The following is a 13,440-nucleotide window of genomic DNA, read 5'->3' as shown; positions in this document are numbered from 1 at the left end:
GGGGCCGCGAGCGCAGCGAGCGTCCTGTATCCGAGGATAATCGCGAAGCCCGAACCCCCTCACCCCAACCCTCCCCCCGCTGGGGAGAGGGAGCTAGACCCGCCGGCCGTCGGCGTCGAAGCGCGCTTCCTGCGGGACCTCGATCGACGGCTGGGCGTGGCCGGCGGCGCGCGCTGCATCGAGGTTGAACACGAAGGCGAGCACCGTCGCCACCGCGAGATAGAGGTCCTCGCGCACGAACTGGCCGGCGCGGGTCGTGTAGTAGATGGCGCGGGTGAGCTCGGGATAGCTCAGCATCGGCACATTGTTTTCGGCGGCGAGCTCGCGGATCGCCTCGGCGGTGACTCCGCGGCCGCGGGCGAGGAGGATCGGCGCCGGATCCGAGCCCTGCTTGTAGCGCAGCGCCACCGCGAAATGGGTCGGGTTGGTGAGCACCATCGTCGCCTCGCCCATCGCCTTCTGCACCGATCGGCGGGCGACCTCGCGCTGCTTGGCGCGCTGATGGCCTTTGACCTCGGGCGAGCCTTCCTGCTGCTTGTGCTCGTCCCTGATCTCCTGCTTGGTCATTCGGAGGCGCCGGGTGCGCTGCATCATCTGCATCGGCACGTCGACCATCGCGATGAAGACGAGCGCGCCCGCCATCAGCAGCACCGCGAACGTGAACGTGCCGCCCAGGCTGTAGATGGCGGCTCGCGTGTCGCGGGTGCCGAGCCCGATCAGGCCGGGCAGCTCGCCCATCAGCAGCCACACGGCAAGCGATCCGATCAGCAGCACCTTGAGGATCGACTTGCCGAGCTCCATCAGCCCCTGGAGGCCGAACATGCGCTTGAGGCCCGAGGCCGGGTTGAGCTTGCTCGCCTTGAATCCGACCGCCTTCCCGCGGAAGCCCAGCGAGCCGAGCAAGGCCGGAGCGCCGATCGCGGCGAACATGGTGAGCGCGAACAGGCCGACGATCGGGACCGCGATGATCATCAGCAGGCGCAGCGCCGCGCCGGCGGGGTCGAAGGTGCGGACGTCCTCGAAGCCGAACGAAAGCCCGTCGCGGACCATCGTCTCGAGCGAGCCGACCATCGCCGGACCGGCGAAGGCGATCCAGGCCGCCCCCATCGCCACCACCAGCGCCGTCCCGAGCTCTCGCGAGGTGAGGACGTCGCCTTTCTCCGCCGCGTCGCGAAGCTTCTTCGGCGTCGGCAGCTCGGTTTTCTGGCTCTGGTCCTGCTCCGACATGTCAGTTCCCGAGCGCGATCCGGCGCGATTCCTCGAGCCCCGCCTGCATCGCCGCGACCAGGCCTTCGCCGATGATCGGCGCGGCGATGGCGAGAAGCACCATTCCGGCGAGGAGGGCGGCCGGAAAGCCGACCGCGAACAGGTTGAGGGCCGGCGCGGTGCGCGACAGCATGCCCATGATGATCTGGACGAGCACGATCGAGAAGCCGACCGGCAGCGCCACCGAGACGCCTGCGGCGAACAGCACCGATCCGAAATAAGCGAGCCTGCGGATGCTCTCCGCCGCGAGCCAGGCGTCGCCCGGCGGCAGCGCTCGGTAGCTTTCGACCACGATCGCGGCGAGCATCAGGTGCCCGCCCATCGACAGGAACAGGAACGTGCCGATGATCGACAGGAGCTGCGACAGCGCCGGGTTCTGGGCGCCGGTCGCCGGGTCCATCATCGCCGAGAAGCCGAGGCCCATGGCGTTGCCGATGATCTCGCCGGCGATACTCGCCGCCGCGAAGCCGATCTGCACCGCGAAGCCGAGCGCGAGCCCGACCAGCACCTCGCTCGCGACCAGCACGACTCCGGCGAAGGAGGCGAGCCCGTCCGCGGGGAGCACGAAGCTGGTCGTCGCGAGGCCTGGAATGCCGACCGCGAGAGCGACGATCAGCCGAAGCTGCACCGGAACGAAATTGGCGCCGTAGATCGGCGCTGCGAGGAAGCAGGCGCCGGGACGGATCATCGCGACCATCCACAGCCACAATTGCGCTTCGACGCCGGCGAAACCCGTCGGGATCATCGCGTGATCTCTGGAATCCTGGCGAACAGCTCCTGGGTGAAGTCGACCAGCAGCATGAGGATGGCGCTTCCGAAGATGGCGAGGCAGATGCCGACCACGATCAGCTTGGGCACGAAGGTCAGGGTCTGCTCGTTGATCGACGTCGCCGCCTGCACCATGCCGAGGAGAAGGCCCGCGGCGAGCGCCGGGATCAGGATCGGCGCGGACGCCAGGCTGACGATCCACAGCGCCTGCTGGGCGATTCCGATGAAATAATCGGGATTGTCGGCGACCATGCTAGCCTCCGCCGAAGGAGGCGGCGAGCGAGCCCATGGTGAGGGCCCAGCCGTCGACCAGAACGAACAGCAGCAGCTTGAACGGCATCGACACGATCGGCGGGCTGAGCATCATCATGCCCAGCGCCATCAGCGTCGACGACACCACGATGTCGATGATCAGGAACGGCAGGAATATCAGGAAGCCGATCTGGAACGCGGTCTTGAGCTCCGAGGTCACGAAGGCCGGCAGAAGGATCGAGAAGGGCACGTCCTGCGGATTGGCGAAGCCGCGGACATTGGCGAGGTCGGAGAACAGCCTGAGGTCGTTCTCGCGGGTCTGGGTCATCATGAAGCCGTGGAGCACCCGGCCGGAGCGGGTCACCGCCTCCTCGATCGAGATCTGGCCGTTGCCGTAGGGCGTGTAGGCGGTCCGGTTGATCTCGTCGATCGCGGGACGCATCACGAAGATCGACAGGAACATGGCGAGCCCGATCAGCACCTGGTTGGGCGGCGTGTTCTGGAGCCCGATCGCCTGCCTGAGGATCGACAGGACGATGATGATCCGGGTGAAGCTGGTCATCATCAGGATGATCGACGGGAGCACCGTCAGCAGGCTCATCAGGATGAGGATCTGCAAGGAGAGCGACAGCGGCCGTCCGTCGCCCGAAAGCGTGCCGACCGCGCGGTCGAGAGCGCCCGGCTGGCCGCCCGCGGCGGCCGGCGGGTTCTGAGGCGCGGCTTGCGCCTGGGCCGGCGCTTCCTGAGCCTGGGCGAATGCGAGGTCGCCCGAGAAGCCGAGCAGAACCACGAAGGCCATGAAGCCTACGAAGATCGCCGCGGCTTTGAGGAGGGTCCGCTTCGAGAGCGGAAACGCAACCTCAGCCATCGAGGAGGCCCATGGCCGAGCGGCCGTCGTCGTCGAGGCGGCTGATGCCGGTGCGCGACACCGCGAGCAGGATCCGCTTGCCGTCGAACTCGACCACCGCGAGGCGGCCGGTGGTGCCCATCGGCACCGCGTCGACGACCTTCACGAGCCGCTCGCGCTGGCCCACCGCCATGCCCGGCTGGGCCTTGCGCCACAGCCACAGCGCGCCGAAGGCGAGGCCGCCGACGAGCGGGATCAGAAACAGAAGGCGGAGAAAATATTCGGTCACCGGCGCCGCTCCAGGCCCGCGCCCGCAAGCCGCGCGTCGGCGGCGACGACTTCCAGGACGCGGATTCCGAAGCGGCCGTTGACCGTCACCACCTCGCCCTTGGCGATCAGGGTGCCGTTGGCCATGATGTCGAGCAGCTCGTGGCTCTGCCGGTCGAGCTCGACGATGCTGCCTTCTGCAAGGTCCATCAGCTCGGACAGCTTGATCGCGGTTGAGCCGACCTCGACCGACAGCCGCACCGGGATGTCGGCGAGCAGCCGATAATTGCGGCCGGCCATCGGCGCCTCGGCGCCCTCGTCGGCCGGCAGGATTTCCCCCATGTCGCTCACGAACCCATTCTCCTCGTAATCTTGTCGACCTTGAGCGCGGCCTTGCCGTCCTGCTCGCCGATCGAGCCCAGTGCGACCGTGCGTCCTTCGACCAGCAGCGGCACCATCGCCGGGATGCTGACCGGAATGACGTCCCCGACCTTCAATTGAACCAGTTCGCCGACGCTGAGCTCGGGCCGCGCCAGCACGGTGCGCGCCTCGATGCGGATGTCGGCCAGGGCGGCATTGAGCTTGCCCCGCCATTCCTCGCCGCGGCCGCCGTCGTCGCCGACCTTGGCGGCGAGCGCGCCTTCGACCGAGCGAAGGGCCGCGGCCGGAAACAGGATGTCGAGGCTCGCCGGCCGCGCCTGCGGCGGCGTGACGATGAAGCGGCAGATCACTGCGGTTTCGTCGGGACCGCCCACGCCGGTCAGCGCCGGGCTGGTCTCGCGGCCGCGAAGCGCCGGCTCGATCGGCGCGACCTCGCGCCAGGCGTCGGCGACGAGGCCGACCAGATTTTCTGAGAAACGGGCAAGCAGCCGTTCCTCGGTCGCGGTGAACTCGCGCGCCTCCTGCTCGGCGTCGGCGCCGGTGCCGCCATAATAGGCGTCGACCAGGCGGCTGACGAACTCGCTCGGCACGCACACCGCCAGCGTTCCCTTCAAGGGCTTCATCGTGAACAGGCTGAGGCCGACGAACTGGCGCTGCTCGGCCTGCCAGTCGCGCAGCGGACGAAGCACCGCCGGGTCGGCGATCACCCGCGGCTTGGCGCGGATATAGGGCTCGATGAGGTCGCGGATGCGCCGCGCCAGCCGCTCGTTGATTCGGTCGAGCGCCGGAAGCGCGGCGCTCGGCTGCGCCGAGCCGCTGCCGAAGCTGAACGGCCGCGGCTCCCGCGACGGCCCATCCTGCCGCGCAGAGGGTTCCTCACGGCCCATCAGGGCCGCGATTTCGTCTCCAGACAGGATGGGTTGATCGGTCATTGGGTCACGAAGCTGGTGAAGTGGACTTCGTCTATGCCCCCGAACCCTTCCTTATTGGTTAACACGCGATTCACCGCATTCTTTAGCTGTTGGCGAAGCGCCTCCTTGCCCTCGGAGGTGGCGATCGCGATCGGGTCCTGCTCGGACAGCACCATCAGGATGGCGGAGCGGATCGCCATTTCGTGCTTCTCGAGATTGGCGATGACGTCCTCGTCATAATAAGTCGAAACGCCGATCCCGATCTGGACGAAGGCCTGGCCGCCGCGCAGGTTCGAGGTGAAGTTGTCGGCGAGCGTGTGGTAGGTCGCCTGGAACACGCGCGGGTCGATCTGGCCCTGGCGGGCACGCTCCATCGCCTCGGCGACTTCGCTGCTGCTCGCATCGGCACGCGGCACCAGCTGCGGCCGATGGGCGTCGTGACCTGCATTGGTCGGGACCAGAACGCCGCTCGCATAGAGCGCAGCGCCGCCGCCGCCGCCGAGCAGCACGACGATTCCGAGCATCAGGAACAGCTTGCCCTTCTTCTTCTTGGGCGGCGCGGCCTCGTCGGTCGCATCCTTCTTGGGGTTGCGGCTCATCTCATGGTCTCCTTAGGCGTAGCGTTCGGCCGGACGGCTGGCCGCCGCGCCGGTCTGGGTCCCGCTCGAAGCGGAAGAGGTGGAGCGGAAGGCCCGCAGCGACGGGTCGCCGGCGGCGGCCTGCTGGCGCGCCGATTCGCGGTCCTGCTGGTTCTGCTGGGCCTGGTTGCCCGACAGGTCGACCTGGGTCTCGGCGATTCGCACGCCCTGGGCGCGCGCCTCGGCCGCAAGCCGCGGCTGCGCGTCGGCGAGCGCGGCCTGCGCGGCCTCGGTCGCCACCGTCATGCGAACGATTGCGCCGCGGTCGCTCTGGCTGATCTCGACCTTGAGCTCGCCGAGGCTCTCCGGAGTCAGTCGGAAACGCAGCGGGCCGGAGCCGTCGGCGGCGCGGCCGATCTCCTGGCTGAGCTGGTCGAGCCATTCGCTGCCGCCGGCGAGGTCGAGCACCTGCGCGGCGAGCGCTTGACCGAGTTGCTGGGCAGCACCGGCCTGGGCCGGTCCCCCGGCGCCGGCCAGGCCGGTGCTGGTCAGCGACGCGATCAGCGATCGAACGTCGGTCACCGAACTCGTCGGCTGCTGGGTCTGAACGTCGGCCGTGGCGACCGGAGTCTCGGCCTGCTGCCGGCCGCTGCCAGCCTGCTGGTCGCCCGCCGGCGTCGGAGTGCCAGCGGAAATTGTCGCGGACGTCGCCGCCGGTGTGGCGGGCGCGTCCGTCTTGCCGAGCGCCTTGGCGACCTCGGTCAGCGCGGCCTTCACCTCGCCCCCTTCGGCGGCGGTCGTCTCGGCGATTTGCGGAAGCTGCTCACCTGCCGCTCGTCCCGAGCGAAGACGAGGGGCGTCCGCGAGAATTTGGTCCAGCGCATCGGTCGTGACGGGCGCCGTTCCCGCAGCGTTCGGGCTCGAAGCTCCGTTCAGGCGCCCCTCGACTTCGCTCGGGACGAGCGGAGAGACTGGAGTGTTTCCAAGGACGGAAGCGACGTCGGGATTTGCGACCCCCTCACCCGCAACCGCTTCCCCACCCGGCTTCGGCACGGTCACCGTCGGGACCACCTGCTGCTGGGCAAGCAGGGGCGCGAGGATGTCGAGGTTGGGCTGCGCCTCGCCGGTCGCTTCGGTCGCAACCGGCTCCTCGCCGGTCGCGCCCTCGGCCGTGGCGGCCTCCGTGCCGCTCAGCAGCGCGGCGAAGATCTCCCCGCCCGGCGTCGCCTGCGCGGCCGGGCCCGCGTCGCTTGCGGACGCCGTCTTCAGGATATTGGTGGCGGCTGGCATCACGAGGTCACCTCATTGTTATTATTGTTGTTCGGACGCACCCGGCGGCGCGTGATCTTGTTCAGGCGGCGCTCGAACATCTCCTCGGCGGCACTGGCGGCGGCCTGTTCGAGCCGTTCGGCGCTTTCCTGGCTCTGGCGCGCGACGACGCGCACCTGTTCCTTGGCCCGAGCGGTGGAGCGCGCGGCGTCGATCGTTGGGGCGAGTCCGATGCGCGCGGCGTCGAGCCGCATCGCCAGCTCGCCGGCCGACGACAGCCAGGCACCGCTGGTCATGCCTTCGTCGGGGTTGAGGTCGCCGCGCATCTGGGCGAGGCGCGAGGCGCTCCCTTCCAGGTTGCGCACCTGCGCCGCCGCCGCCGCCGCGCTGGACGCGGCGAGGCCGTGCTGGAGCCGGCGCACGCGCGCGATCCGCGCCCGCTGCTTCACCGCCGCCTTCATGACGCCATCATCCCGGCGAGCTGAAGCACGCTATCCTCGAACGGAACCTGCTCGCCCGGCGCCTGGCGCAGGAAACCGAGCAGCTCCTGGCGCCGAGCGATCGCCTCGTCGATCAGCGAGTCGGAGCCGACCGCATACGCGCCCATCAGAATGAGGTCGCGATTGTCTTCGTAGGCCGACCACAAGCGGCGGAACGCCGCGGCGGCCATGGCATGCTCGGGGCACGCGATGTCGCTCATCACGCGCGACAGCGACTTGCCCACGTCGATCGCCGGATAGACGCCCTGCTCGGCAAGGCCCCGCGACAGGATGATGTGGCCGTCGACGATGGCGCGGGCGGCATCGACGATCGGGTCGTCGGTGTCGTCGCCGTCGGCGAGCACGGTGTAGAGCGCGGTGATCGAGCCGCCGGTGCGGCGGTCGGCGCCGGCGCGCTCGCACAGCCGCGGAATGAGGCCGAGCGCCGAGGGCGGATAGCCCTTCACGGTCGGCGGCTCGCCCAGCGACAGGCCGATCTCGCGCTGCGCATGGGCGACTCGGGTGAGGCTGTCGATCAGCAAAAGGACCTTGAGGCCGCGGGCGCGGAAATCCTCGGCGATGGCGGTGGCGCGCATCGCGGCGCGCAGGCGAAGCAGCGGCGCATGGTCGGCGGGAACCGCGACCACGACCGACTTCTGACGGACCGGGCCGCTCAATTTGGTCGCCAGGAAGTCGGAGACTTCGCGGCTGCGCTCGCCGATCAGGCCGACGACGATCACGTCGGCCTCGGCGCCGTTCAGCATCTGGCCCATCAGCACCGACTTGCCGACGCCCGATCCGGCGACGATGGCGATGCGCTGGCCGATTCCGGCGGTGAGCATGGCGTTGACGCCGCGAACGCCGAGGTCGAACGCCTCGGTCACCCGGGCGCGGTCGAGCGGGTTGCCCGGCTTGCCGGCGAGCGGCCACTTGTCGGTTGCGGCGACAGGTCCCAAGCCATCGAGCGGCTGACCAAGCGCGTCGATGACCCGGCCGAGCAGGCCCGGCCCGACATCGACCATGGTCGACGAAGCGTCGGGCTCGACCCGCGCGCCCGAAGCGTGAGCGGCGTCGGCGCCGAGCGCCATCAGCAGGGTGCGCTTGCCGCGGAAGCCGACCACTTCAGCGCGGGCGACATGGCCGTCAGCATCGACGATCCGGGCGCCGGCGCCGACCGGCTTGTCGAGCCCGGTCGCCTCCAGCATCAGCCCGTCATAGGACAGCAGCCGGCCGACGCGGCGAGGCCCCTCCCCCACCGCGACCGGCTCGAGCAGCGCGCGCGCAGTTTCCATCAGGCCGTTCATCGCGCCGCCGCCACCTTGTCGAGCTCGGCGCGAAGCCGGTCGAGGCGGACCGCGGGCCCGTCCTCGATCCAGCCGTCGGCCGTCTCGAGCAGCACGGTGCCGCGCGGCAGCGCCGCATCGTTCTCGATCTCCACGTCGAGCTCGGCCTCGGCGAGCAGAGCGGCGTCCTCGGGATTGACCTTGAGCCGCGCCGGCTGCGTGGCCTCGCCGATCAGCGCCGCCGCCGCCTTGGCGCGGGCGAGCAGGCGAATTCCGTCGATCTCGACCTCGCCGATCACCTGGCGGACCAGTCGGTCGACCGTCTCGGCGAGAAGCATGGCGAGCGGCAGGGTCGGCTCGGGTCTCAGCACCTGAAGCGCCTCGGCGAGCTGGGCGATGGCGTTGCGCTCGGCGGCGACCTCGGCCTCGACCGTGCGGCGGCCGTCGGCGAGGCCGCGGAGATAGGCCTCCTCCTCGCGCTGGACGACGGGGTCCTCGGCGGTGAAGGCGCCGTCATTGCTGGCCGGCGCACCGTTTTCGGAGTCGCTCACCCACGGCCGGAAGCTGTTGCCCGTCGGCCGGATGACGAAGCTGCCGACGCTCGCGGCCTCCTGGGCCCGATCCTCGCGCCACAACCTAGACATAGTCTTCGCCTCCGCGGCCGGCGAGCTGGATGGTGCCGGCGTCGGCCAGCTTGCGGGCGATGACGAGCACCTGCTTCTGCGCCTCGAGCACTTCGGCGAGCCGCATCGGGCCGCGCTCCTCGATCTCGTCGCGCACCGTGTCGGCGGCGCGGCTCGACATCGACGCCAGCATCTTGTCCCGAAGGCCCGGATCGGCGCCCTTCAGCGCCGGAGCGAGCAGGTCGCCGTCGATCGCCTGCATCAGCGCGGCGAGGTTCTTGGCGCTCAGCTTGGCGAGATCGTCGAAGACGAACATCTCGTCCTCGATCTTCTGGGCCATCGCCTTGTCGACCTTGCTCAGCGAGCGGATGATGCGCTGGTCGGTGCCGCCCTTGGTGTTGGTCATGATCTTGGCGGCCTCGGTGGCGCCGCCGCGGACGGTGGCCGGGGCGGCCGCCGCGACCTTGGTGGATTCGCGGGCGAGGATCTCCTCGAGCTCCTCGATCGCCTCGGCGGTCACCGTCTCGAGCCGCGCGACCCGGTAGATGAGGTCGGGCTGCCGGTCCTGCGGAAGCAGCTGCAGCACGTCGGCCGCGGCCGGCGGCTCGAGATGGGCGAGGACCAAAGCGGCGATCTGCGGGTGCTCGGCCTCGCAGATCGCGGCGATGGTGCGCGCGTCCATCCAGCGCAGCGCGTCCAATGCGCGGCTGCGGGTCGCCGGGGTGATGCGGGCGAGCACGGTCTCGGCGCGCTCCTGGCCGAGCGCATGCTCCATCACCGCGCGGATGCGCGGCGTGGCGCCGAAGCCGATCGTGGTGCGGGCGCGCACCTTGGTCATGAACAGATCGAACACGCTGTCGACGTCGTTCGCGGAGACGTCGACCACGTCGAACATCGCGGAGCCCAGCTGCTGGACCTCGTGCGGGTCGAGATGGCTGAGGATCTCGGCCGCCTCGGCGTCGCCCAGGGTCATCAGGAAGATGGCCGCGGCGGCGCTGCCCTGCGGGCCGACCGGGGTCGGATCCAGGGCTTCGAGGTCTTCAAGGCTGGCGGCTTCGGCCATTTCAGGCGGCTCCCTGGGTGTCGGCGCGGATCAGGTCGCGCACGACGAGCGCGGCGCGGGCGGGATCCTGGCGGACGAAATTGCGGATCAGTTCGGCGCGGGCCTCGTAACTGGGCGCCGCCTCGATCATGTCGATGGTGACGTGCGAGCCGCCGGTCTTGGCATGCTCCTGGACCGCGGCGGCAATCTCCTCGCGGACCTGGTTGCGGCTCTCCGCGCGGCGCGCGGCGGCGGCGGTGAGGCGCTTCATCAGCGGCCGGGCGATCACAAGGAGGAAGGTGAGAGCCAGGATCAGGCCTCCGACGCTGCGAACGATCGGCGACAGCCACGCTTCCTGCCACCAGCTGACCGCCGTCGCCTCCTCGGAGACGAAGCTGCGGGCGGTGAGCGCGACCATGTCGCCGCGCTGCTGGCTGAAGCCGACGGCGCCGCGGATCAGATTCTCCAGCGACTGGATCTCGTCGCGGGTGAGCGGGCGGCCGCCCTCCGGATTGCGCACCGCGACCGCGACCGACAGGCGCTTGACCGTCCCGGTCTGCTGGCGGGTGACCGAGATTTCCCGGCCGACCGCGTAGTTGCGGGCATATTGCTCGTTGCGGCGGGTCTCGTTGGCGGTGGCCGGAGCGCCGGGAACGGCATTGGGGTTGTTCGGGTCGGGCGTGGTCGTCGCGGGCGGCGGCGCCTCGTTGGCAAGCGTGCCCGGGATTCCGCCGGCGGCGGGCTGGGCGTTGGTCTCCTGGGTGACCGTGCCCTGCTCCGAGCGCAGCGCTCGCGATGCCTCCGGGAAAGCCTCGCGGCTCGCCTCGGTCTGGCTGAAGTCCATCTCCGCGCTGACCTCGGCGGTGAAGTTCCCCGCCCCAAGGATCGGCGTCAGCAGAGTGGCGATGGCCTCACGGTAACGGCCCTCGGTGGCCTGCTGGACGGCGAGCTGGCGCTCGCTCTCGCCGCTGGCGCCGTCGCTGCCGCCGGCACGCGACAGCAGGCGGCCGTTCTGGTCGACGACCGACACCTGCTCCGGGTTGAGGTTGGGGATCGACGAGGCGACGAGGTGAATGATCGCCTGGACCTGGCCGTCACTGAGGCTGCGGCCCGATTCCAGCGTGAGCATGACCGAGGCGCCCGGCGAGGCGCGGTCGCGGACGAACACGCTTTGGCCGTTGTCGGCGATGTGGACTCGGGCGGTGCGCACCGCGTCGATCGCCTCGATGGTACGGGCGAGGTCCATCTGGCGGGCGGCGCGGATGCGCTCGCCCTCGACCGCGCGGCTGGCGCCGAGCGGGAGATTCTCCATCACCTGCCCGCCGTCGGGCGCGCCGCGCGGCAGGCCCTGAGCGGCGGCGACCATGCGCGCCTGGTGGTAATCGTCCTCCGACACGGTAACCGCGCCGGTCGAGCTGTCGAGCTGGTGAGCGATCCCGGCGCCCTGCAGCGCCTCGACCACCGCCGCCTTGTCGGAATCGGCGAGGCCGGAGAACAGGGTTCGGCCGGGCGCCTGGCTGAAGGTCATCCACAGCAGGGCGGCGAGGCCGATCAGGCCGACGAAGGCGATCGCCGGGAGCGCCTTGATCACGGCCGGCTGGGACATGAAGTCCCGCGCCCTGCCCATCATGCCGGTGCCGCCCGCGATCGGCAGCGGCCGCGCGGTGGGGGTGAGATCGTTCGGAGTGGCTGCGAGTTCGCTCATCTCTTACACCGGCATGTTCATGATGTCTTTGTAGGCGGAGAGCAGGCGGTTCCTGACCTGCAGCGTCGCCTCGAAACCGATCGACGCCTGCTGGCGAGCCAGCATCACGGCGGCGATGTCGGTGGTCTGCCCGCGCTCATAGGCTTCGCTGATCGCGGAGCTCTGCGACTGCATCTCGTTGACCTGGCGAAGCGCGCCTTGGAGGGCGTCTCCGAAGGTCGCCGGTCCGGTCGCGCCGGGGCCGGTCGCGCCGCCGACCTGGCCGTCGAGGCCGAGGCCGGCAGCCCGCTGGAGCGCGTCGTTGCGCTCCAGGATCTGCGCGCGCATCGCCATGATGCGGCTGGGATCGATCGTGCTCATCTAGAGGATCTCCTCAGGCCGCCGCCGACCGCATCTCTGCGAGCCGGTAGCGAAGGGTGCGTTCGGAAATGCCGAGCTTCTCGGCGGCGCGGAGGCGGTGGCCTCCCGTCGCGGCGAGCGCGGCACGGATGATCCGGGCCTCGGCGGCCTTGGCGGCATGTTCGAGGCTGGTCGCCACTTCGATCTCGACGGCAGGCGCCGCCTCGATGGCGAGATCGGACGCCTCGAGCCGAGCGCCGGTGCGCAGCAGGAGGGCGCGCAGAAGCACGTTGTCGAGCTCGCGGGCGTTGCCCGGCCAGTCGTGGCCGCACAGCAGCTCGACCGCCGCGGCGGTCGGGAACGGAAAGGCCTCGGCGGGATCGGTGTGGCGAAGCATCAGCGCGGCGGCGATCGCCGGGATGTCGCGGCGGCGGTCGCGCAGCGGCGCCAGATGGATCGGCACCACGTTGAGCCGCCAATAAAGGTCGGCGCGGAAGCGGCCTTCGGCGACTTCCGCGGCAAGATCGCGGTTGGCGCAGGCGATGACGCGGACGTCGACCGGCTCCGCCTTGGTCGCTCCGACCGGAAGGACTTCCTTCTCCTGCAAGGCGCGTAGCAGCTTGGCCTGGAGCGCTAGCGGCAGCTCGGCGACCTCGTCGAGCAGCAAGGTGCCACCGGCAGCCGCGCGGAACAGGCCTTCGCCTTCGCTCATCGCGCCGGTGAAGCTGCCGCGGCGATGGCCGAACAGGATCGCCTCGAGCATGGTCTCGGGGAGCGCCGCGCAATTGACGGCGATGAAGCCCCCGTTCGCGCGCGGCGACGAGGCGTGGATGAAGCGGGCAAGGCCTTCCTTGCCGGTGCCGGTCTCGCCGAGCACCAGGACCGACGCGTCGCTGGCGGCGATGCGTCGGGCAAGGCCGAGGAGGCGGGCGCTGGCCGGGTCGGCAGCGGCGGGGCGCGCGGCGGGACGGACAAGCTCGACCGCAAGCGCGTAGCCGAACGCCCGGTCGGCGGCGCCGAAGCTTAGGCGGGCCGGCTTGCCGGTCTCGCGAACGAGCGACGGCGCGCCGTCGGCGACGATCACGTCGCCGGCGCGCGCGCCTTCGGCCTCGCTGGCAGCGAAGATGGCGGGGAAGGCACGATCGCCGCCGGCCTCGACGGGAGCGGCCTCGAGCCCCGCCCCATCAAGCCAGCTGATCAGTCCCGGGTGAGCGGACATCATCGCCCGGCTCAATCCAATCATTCTAATCCCCCCCACGATGCGGCGGAAAAATCCCAGTGCCGCGTGGCTAGGCCGCTTTACGCAAAGGGCGTGCCAATACCGTTAACGCGCGGGATTCCTTTCGCGGGCGCGTACGCACGCATGACGAGCGTCAATCCGCCGTCGCGGGGGAGTGCAGATGCCGCGTCGGAAAGCCGACGCTGAACGC

General features: G+C 70.2%; 16 protein-coding genes. All 16 read right to left on the bottom strand.

Annotation, left to right across the window (positions count from 1 at the left end):
* Positions 1 to 93: 93 nt before the first annotated feature.
* Genes G7B71_RS06770 through G7B71_RS06695 form a run of 16 tightly spaced genes read right to left on the bottom strand, consistent with a single transcriptional unit; the run spans position 94 to position 13,259 of the window.
* A complete protein-coding gene (locus tag G7B71_RS06770; protein ID WP_166039190.1) occupies positions 94 to 1,227 on the bottom strand; it encodes a flagellar type III secretion system protein FlhB in 1,134 nt (377 codons plus the stop codon).
* Position 1,228: 1 nt separating this feature from the next.
* Positions 1,229 to 2,011, bottom strand: a complete 783-nt coding sequence (gene fliR, locus G7B71_RS06765) for a flagellar biosynthetic protein FliR (RefSeq protein WP_166039188.1) — start codon at positions 2,009 to 2,011, stop codon at positions 1,229 to 1,231.
* Positions 2,008 to 2,286 carry a flagellar biosynthesis protein FliQ gene (fliQ, locus tag G7B71_RS06760; RefSeq protein ID WP_166039187.1) on the bottom strand — a complete coding sequence of 93 codons (279 nt, stop codon included), beginning with the start codon at positions 2,284 to 2,286 and terminating at the stop codon, positions 2,008 to 2,010. Before fliQ ends, fliR begins: the two co-directional genes overlap by 4 nt.
* Before the next feature lies 1 nt (position 2,287).
* Positions 2,288 to 3,154 carry a flagellar type III secretion system pore protein FliP gene (gene fliP / locus G7B71_RS06755; protein ID WP_243406138.1) on the bottom strand — a complete coding sequence of 289 codons (867 nt, stop codon included), beginning with the start codon at positions 3,152 to 3,154 and terminating at the stop codon, positions 2,288 to 2,290.
* Positions 3,147 to 3,422, bottom strand: coding sequence for a flagellar biosynthetic protein FliO (locus tag G7B71_RS06750; RefSeq protein ID WP_166039186.1), 276 nt, complete (start codon positions 3,420 to 3,422; stop codon positions 3,147 to 3,149). Before G7B71_RS06750 ends, fliP begins: the two co-directional genes overlap by 8 nt.
* Positions 3,419 to 3,742, bottom strand: a complete 324-nt coding sequence (fliN, locus tag G7B71_RS06745; protein WP_166039212.1) for a flagellar motor switch protein FliN — start codon at positions 3,740 to 3,742, stop codon at positions 3,419 to 3,421. Before fliN ends, G7B71_RS06750 begins: the two co-directional genes overlap by 4 nt.
* A gap of 5 nt (positions 3,743 to 3,747) precedes the next feature.
* The gene (locus tag G7B71_RS06740) at positions 3,748 to 4,713 is read right to left on the bottom strand and encodes a FliM/FliN family flagellar motor switch protein (RefSeq protein WP_166039183.1); all 966 of its coding nucleotides are present in this window, start codon (positions 4,711 to 4,713) and stop codon (positions 3,748 to 3,750) included.
* Positions 4,710 to 5,291, bottom strand: a complete 582-nt coding sequence (locus G7B71_RS06735; protein WP_166039181.1) for a flagellar basal body-associated FliL family protein — start codon at positions 5,289 to 5,291, stop codon at positions 4,710 to 4,712. The genes G7B71_RS06740 and G7B71_RS06735 overlap by 4 nt, the downstream gene beginning before the upstream one ends.
* A gap of 12 nt (positions 5,292 to 5,303) precedes the next feature.
* Positions 5,304 to 6,560, bottom strand: coding sequence for a flagellar hook-length control protein FliK (locus G7B71_RS06730; RefSeq protein WP_243406141.1), 1,257 nt, complete (start codon positions 6,558 to 6,560; stop codon positions 5,304 to 5,306).
* Positions 6,560 to 7,000, bottom strand: a complete 441-nt coding sequence (locus G7B71_RS06725; RefSeq protein ID WP_166039177.1) for a hypothetical protein — start codon at positions 6,998 to 7,000, stop codon at positions 6,560 to 6,562. Before G7B71_RS06725 ends, G7B71_RS06730 begins: the two co-directional genes overlap by 1 nt.
* Positions 6,997 to 8,310, bottom strand: coding sequence for a FliI/YscN family ATPase (locus G7B71_RS06720; RefSeq protein ID WP_243406137.1), 1,314 nt, complete (start codon positions 8,308 to 8,310; stop codon positions 6,997 to 6,999). The genes G7B71_RS06725 and G7B71_RS06720 overlap by 4 nt, the downstream gene beginning before the upstream one ends.
* Positions 8,311 to 8,318: 8 nt before the next feature.
* Positions 8,319 to 8,945, bottom strand: a complete 627-nt coding sequence (locus G7B71_RS06715; protein WP_166039173.1) for a FliH/SctL family protein — start codon at positions 8,943 to 8,945, stop codon at positions 8,319 to 8,321.
* Positions 8,938 to 9,987, bottom strand: a complete 1,050-nt coding sequence (gene fliG, locus G7B71_RS06710) for a flagellar motor switch protein FliG (RefSeq protein ID WP_166039171.1) — start codon at positions 9,985 to 9,987, stop codon at positions 8,938 to 8,940. The genes G7B71_RS06715 and fliG overlap by 8 nt, the downstream gene beginning before the upstream one ends.
* A gap of 1 nt (position 9,988) precedes the next feature.
* Entirely contained in the window at positions 9,989 to 11,671 is a 1,683-nt protein-coding gene (fliF, locus tag G7B71_RS06705) for a flagellar basal-body MS-ring/collar protein FliF (protein ID WP_166039169.1), read from the bottom strand.
* 3 nt (positions 11,672 to 11,674) lie between these two features.
* Positions 11,675 to 12,031 carry a flagellar hook-basal body complex protein FliE gene (fliE, locus tag G7B71_RS06700; RefSeq protein ID WP_166039167.1) on the bottom strand — a complete coding sequence of 119 codons (357 nt, stop codon included), beginning with the start codon at positions 12,029 to 12,031 and terminating at the stop codon, positions 11,675 to 11,677.
* Between the two features lie 13 nt (positions 12,032 to 12,044).
* Positions 12,045 to 13,259, bottom strand: a complete 1,215-nt coding sequence (locus tag G7B71_RS06695; protein WP_166039210.1) for a sigma 54-interacting transcriptional regulator — start codon at positions 13,257 to 13,259, stop codon at positions 12,045 to 12,047.
* Between the last annotated feature and the right edge of the window lie 181 nt (positions 13,260 to 13,440).

The organism is Sphingosinicella sp. YJ22 (assembly GCF_011320075.1).
Classification (GTDB): Bacteria; Pseudomonadota; Alphaproteobacteria; order Sphingomonadales; family Sphingomonadaceae; genus Allosphingosinicella.
This window is presented reverse-complemented; position numbering and strand designations above follow the sequence as displayed.

Coding starts and splice junctions, on each gene's coding strand:
- fliR (WP_166039188.1), bottom strand. CDS start 2,011: ATGATCCCGACGGGTTTCGCCGGCGTCGAAGCGCAATTGTGGCTGTGG.
- G7B71_RS06740 (WP_166039183.1), bottom strand. CDS start 4,713: ATGACCGATCAACCCATCCTGTCTGGAGACGAAATCGCGGCCCTGATG.
- G7B71_RS06725 (WP_166039177.1), bottom strand. CDS start 7,000: ATGAAGGCGGCGGTGAAGCAGCGGGCGCGGATCGCGCGCGTGCGCCGG.
- G7B71_RS06735 (WP_166039181.1), bottom strand. CDS start 5,291: ATGAGCCGCAACCCCAAGAAGGATGCGACCGACGAGGCCGCGCCGCCC.
- fliP (WP_243406138.1), bottom strand. CDS start 3,154: ATGGCTGAGGTTGCGTTTCCGCTCTCGAAGCGGACCCTCCTCAAAGCC.
- G7B71_RS06730 (WP_243406141.1), bottom strand. CDS start 6,560: ATGCCAGCCGCCACCAATATCCTGAAGACGGCGTCCGCAAGCGACGCG.
- fliN (WP_166039212.1), bottom strand. CDS start 3,742: ATGGGGGAAATCCTGCCGGCCGACGAGGGCGCCGAGGCGCCGATGGCC.
- fliE (WP_166039167.1), bottom strand. CDS start 12,031: ATGAGCACGATCGATCCCAGCCGCATCATGGCGATGCGCGCGCAGATC.
- fliQ (WP_166039187.1), bottom strand. CDS start 2,286: ATGGTCGCCGACAATCCCGATTATTTCATCGGAATCGCCCAGCAGGCG.
- G7B71_RS06770 (WP_166039190.1), bottom strand. CDS start 1,227: ATGTCGGAGCAGGACCAGAGCCAGAAAACCGAGCTGCCGACGCCGAAG.
- fliF (WP_166039169.1), bottom strand. CDS start 11,671: ATGAGCGAACTCGCAGCCACTCCGAACGATCTCACCCCCACCGCGCGG.
- G7B71_RS06715 (WP_166039173.1), bottom strand. CDS start 8,945: ATGTCTAGGTTGTGGCGCGAGGATCGGGCCCAGGAGGCCGCGAGCGTC.
- G7B71_RS06720 (WP_243406137.1), bottom strand. CDS start 8,310: ATGGAAACTGCGCGCGCGCTGCTCGAGCCGGTCGCGGTGGGGGAGGGG.
- fliG (WP_166039171.1), bottom strand. CDS start 9,987: ATGGCCGAAGCCGCCAGCCTTGAAGACCTCGAAGCCCTGGATCCGACC.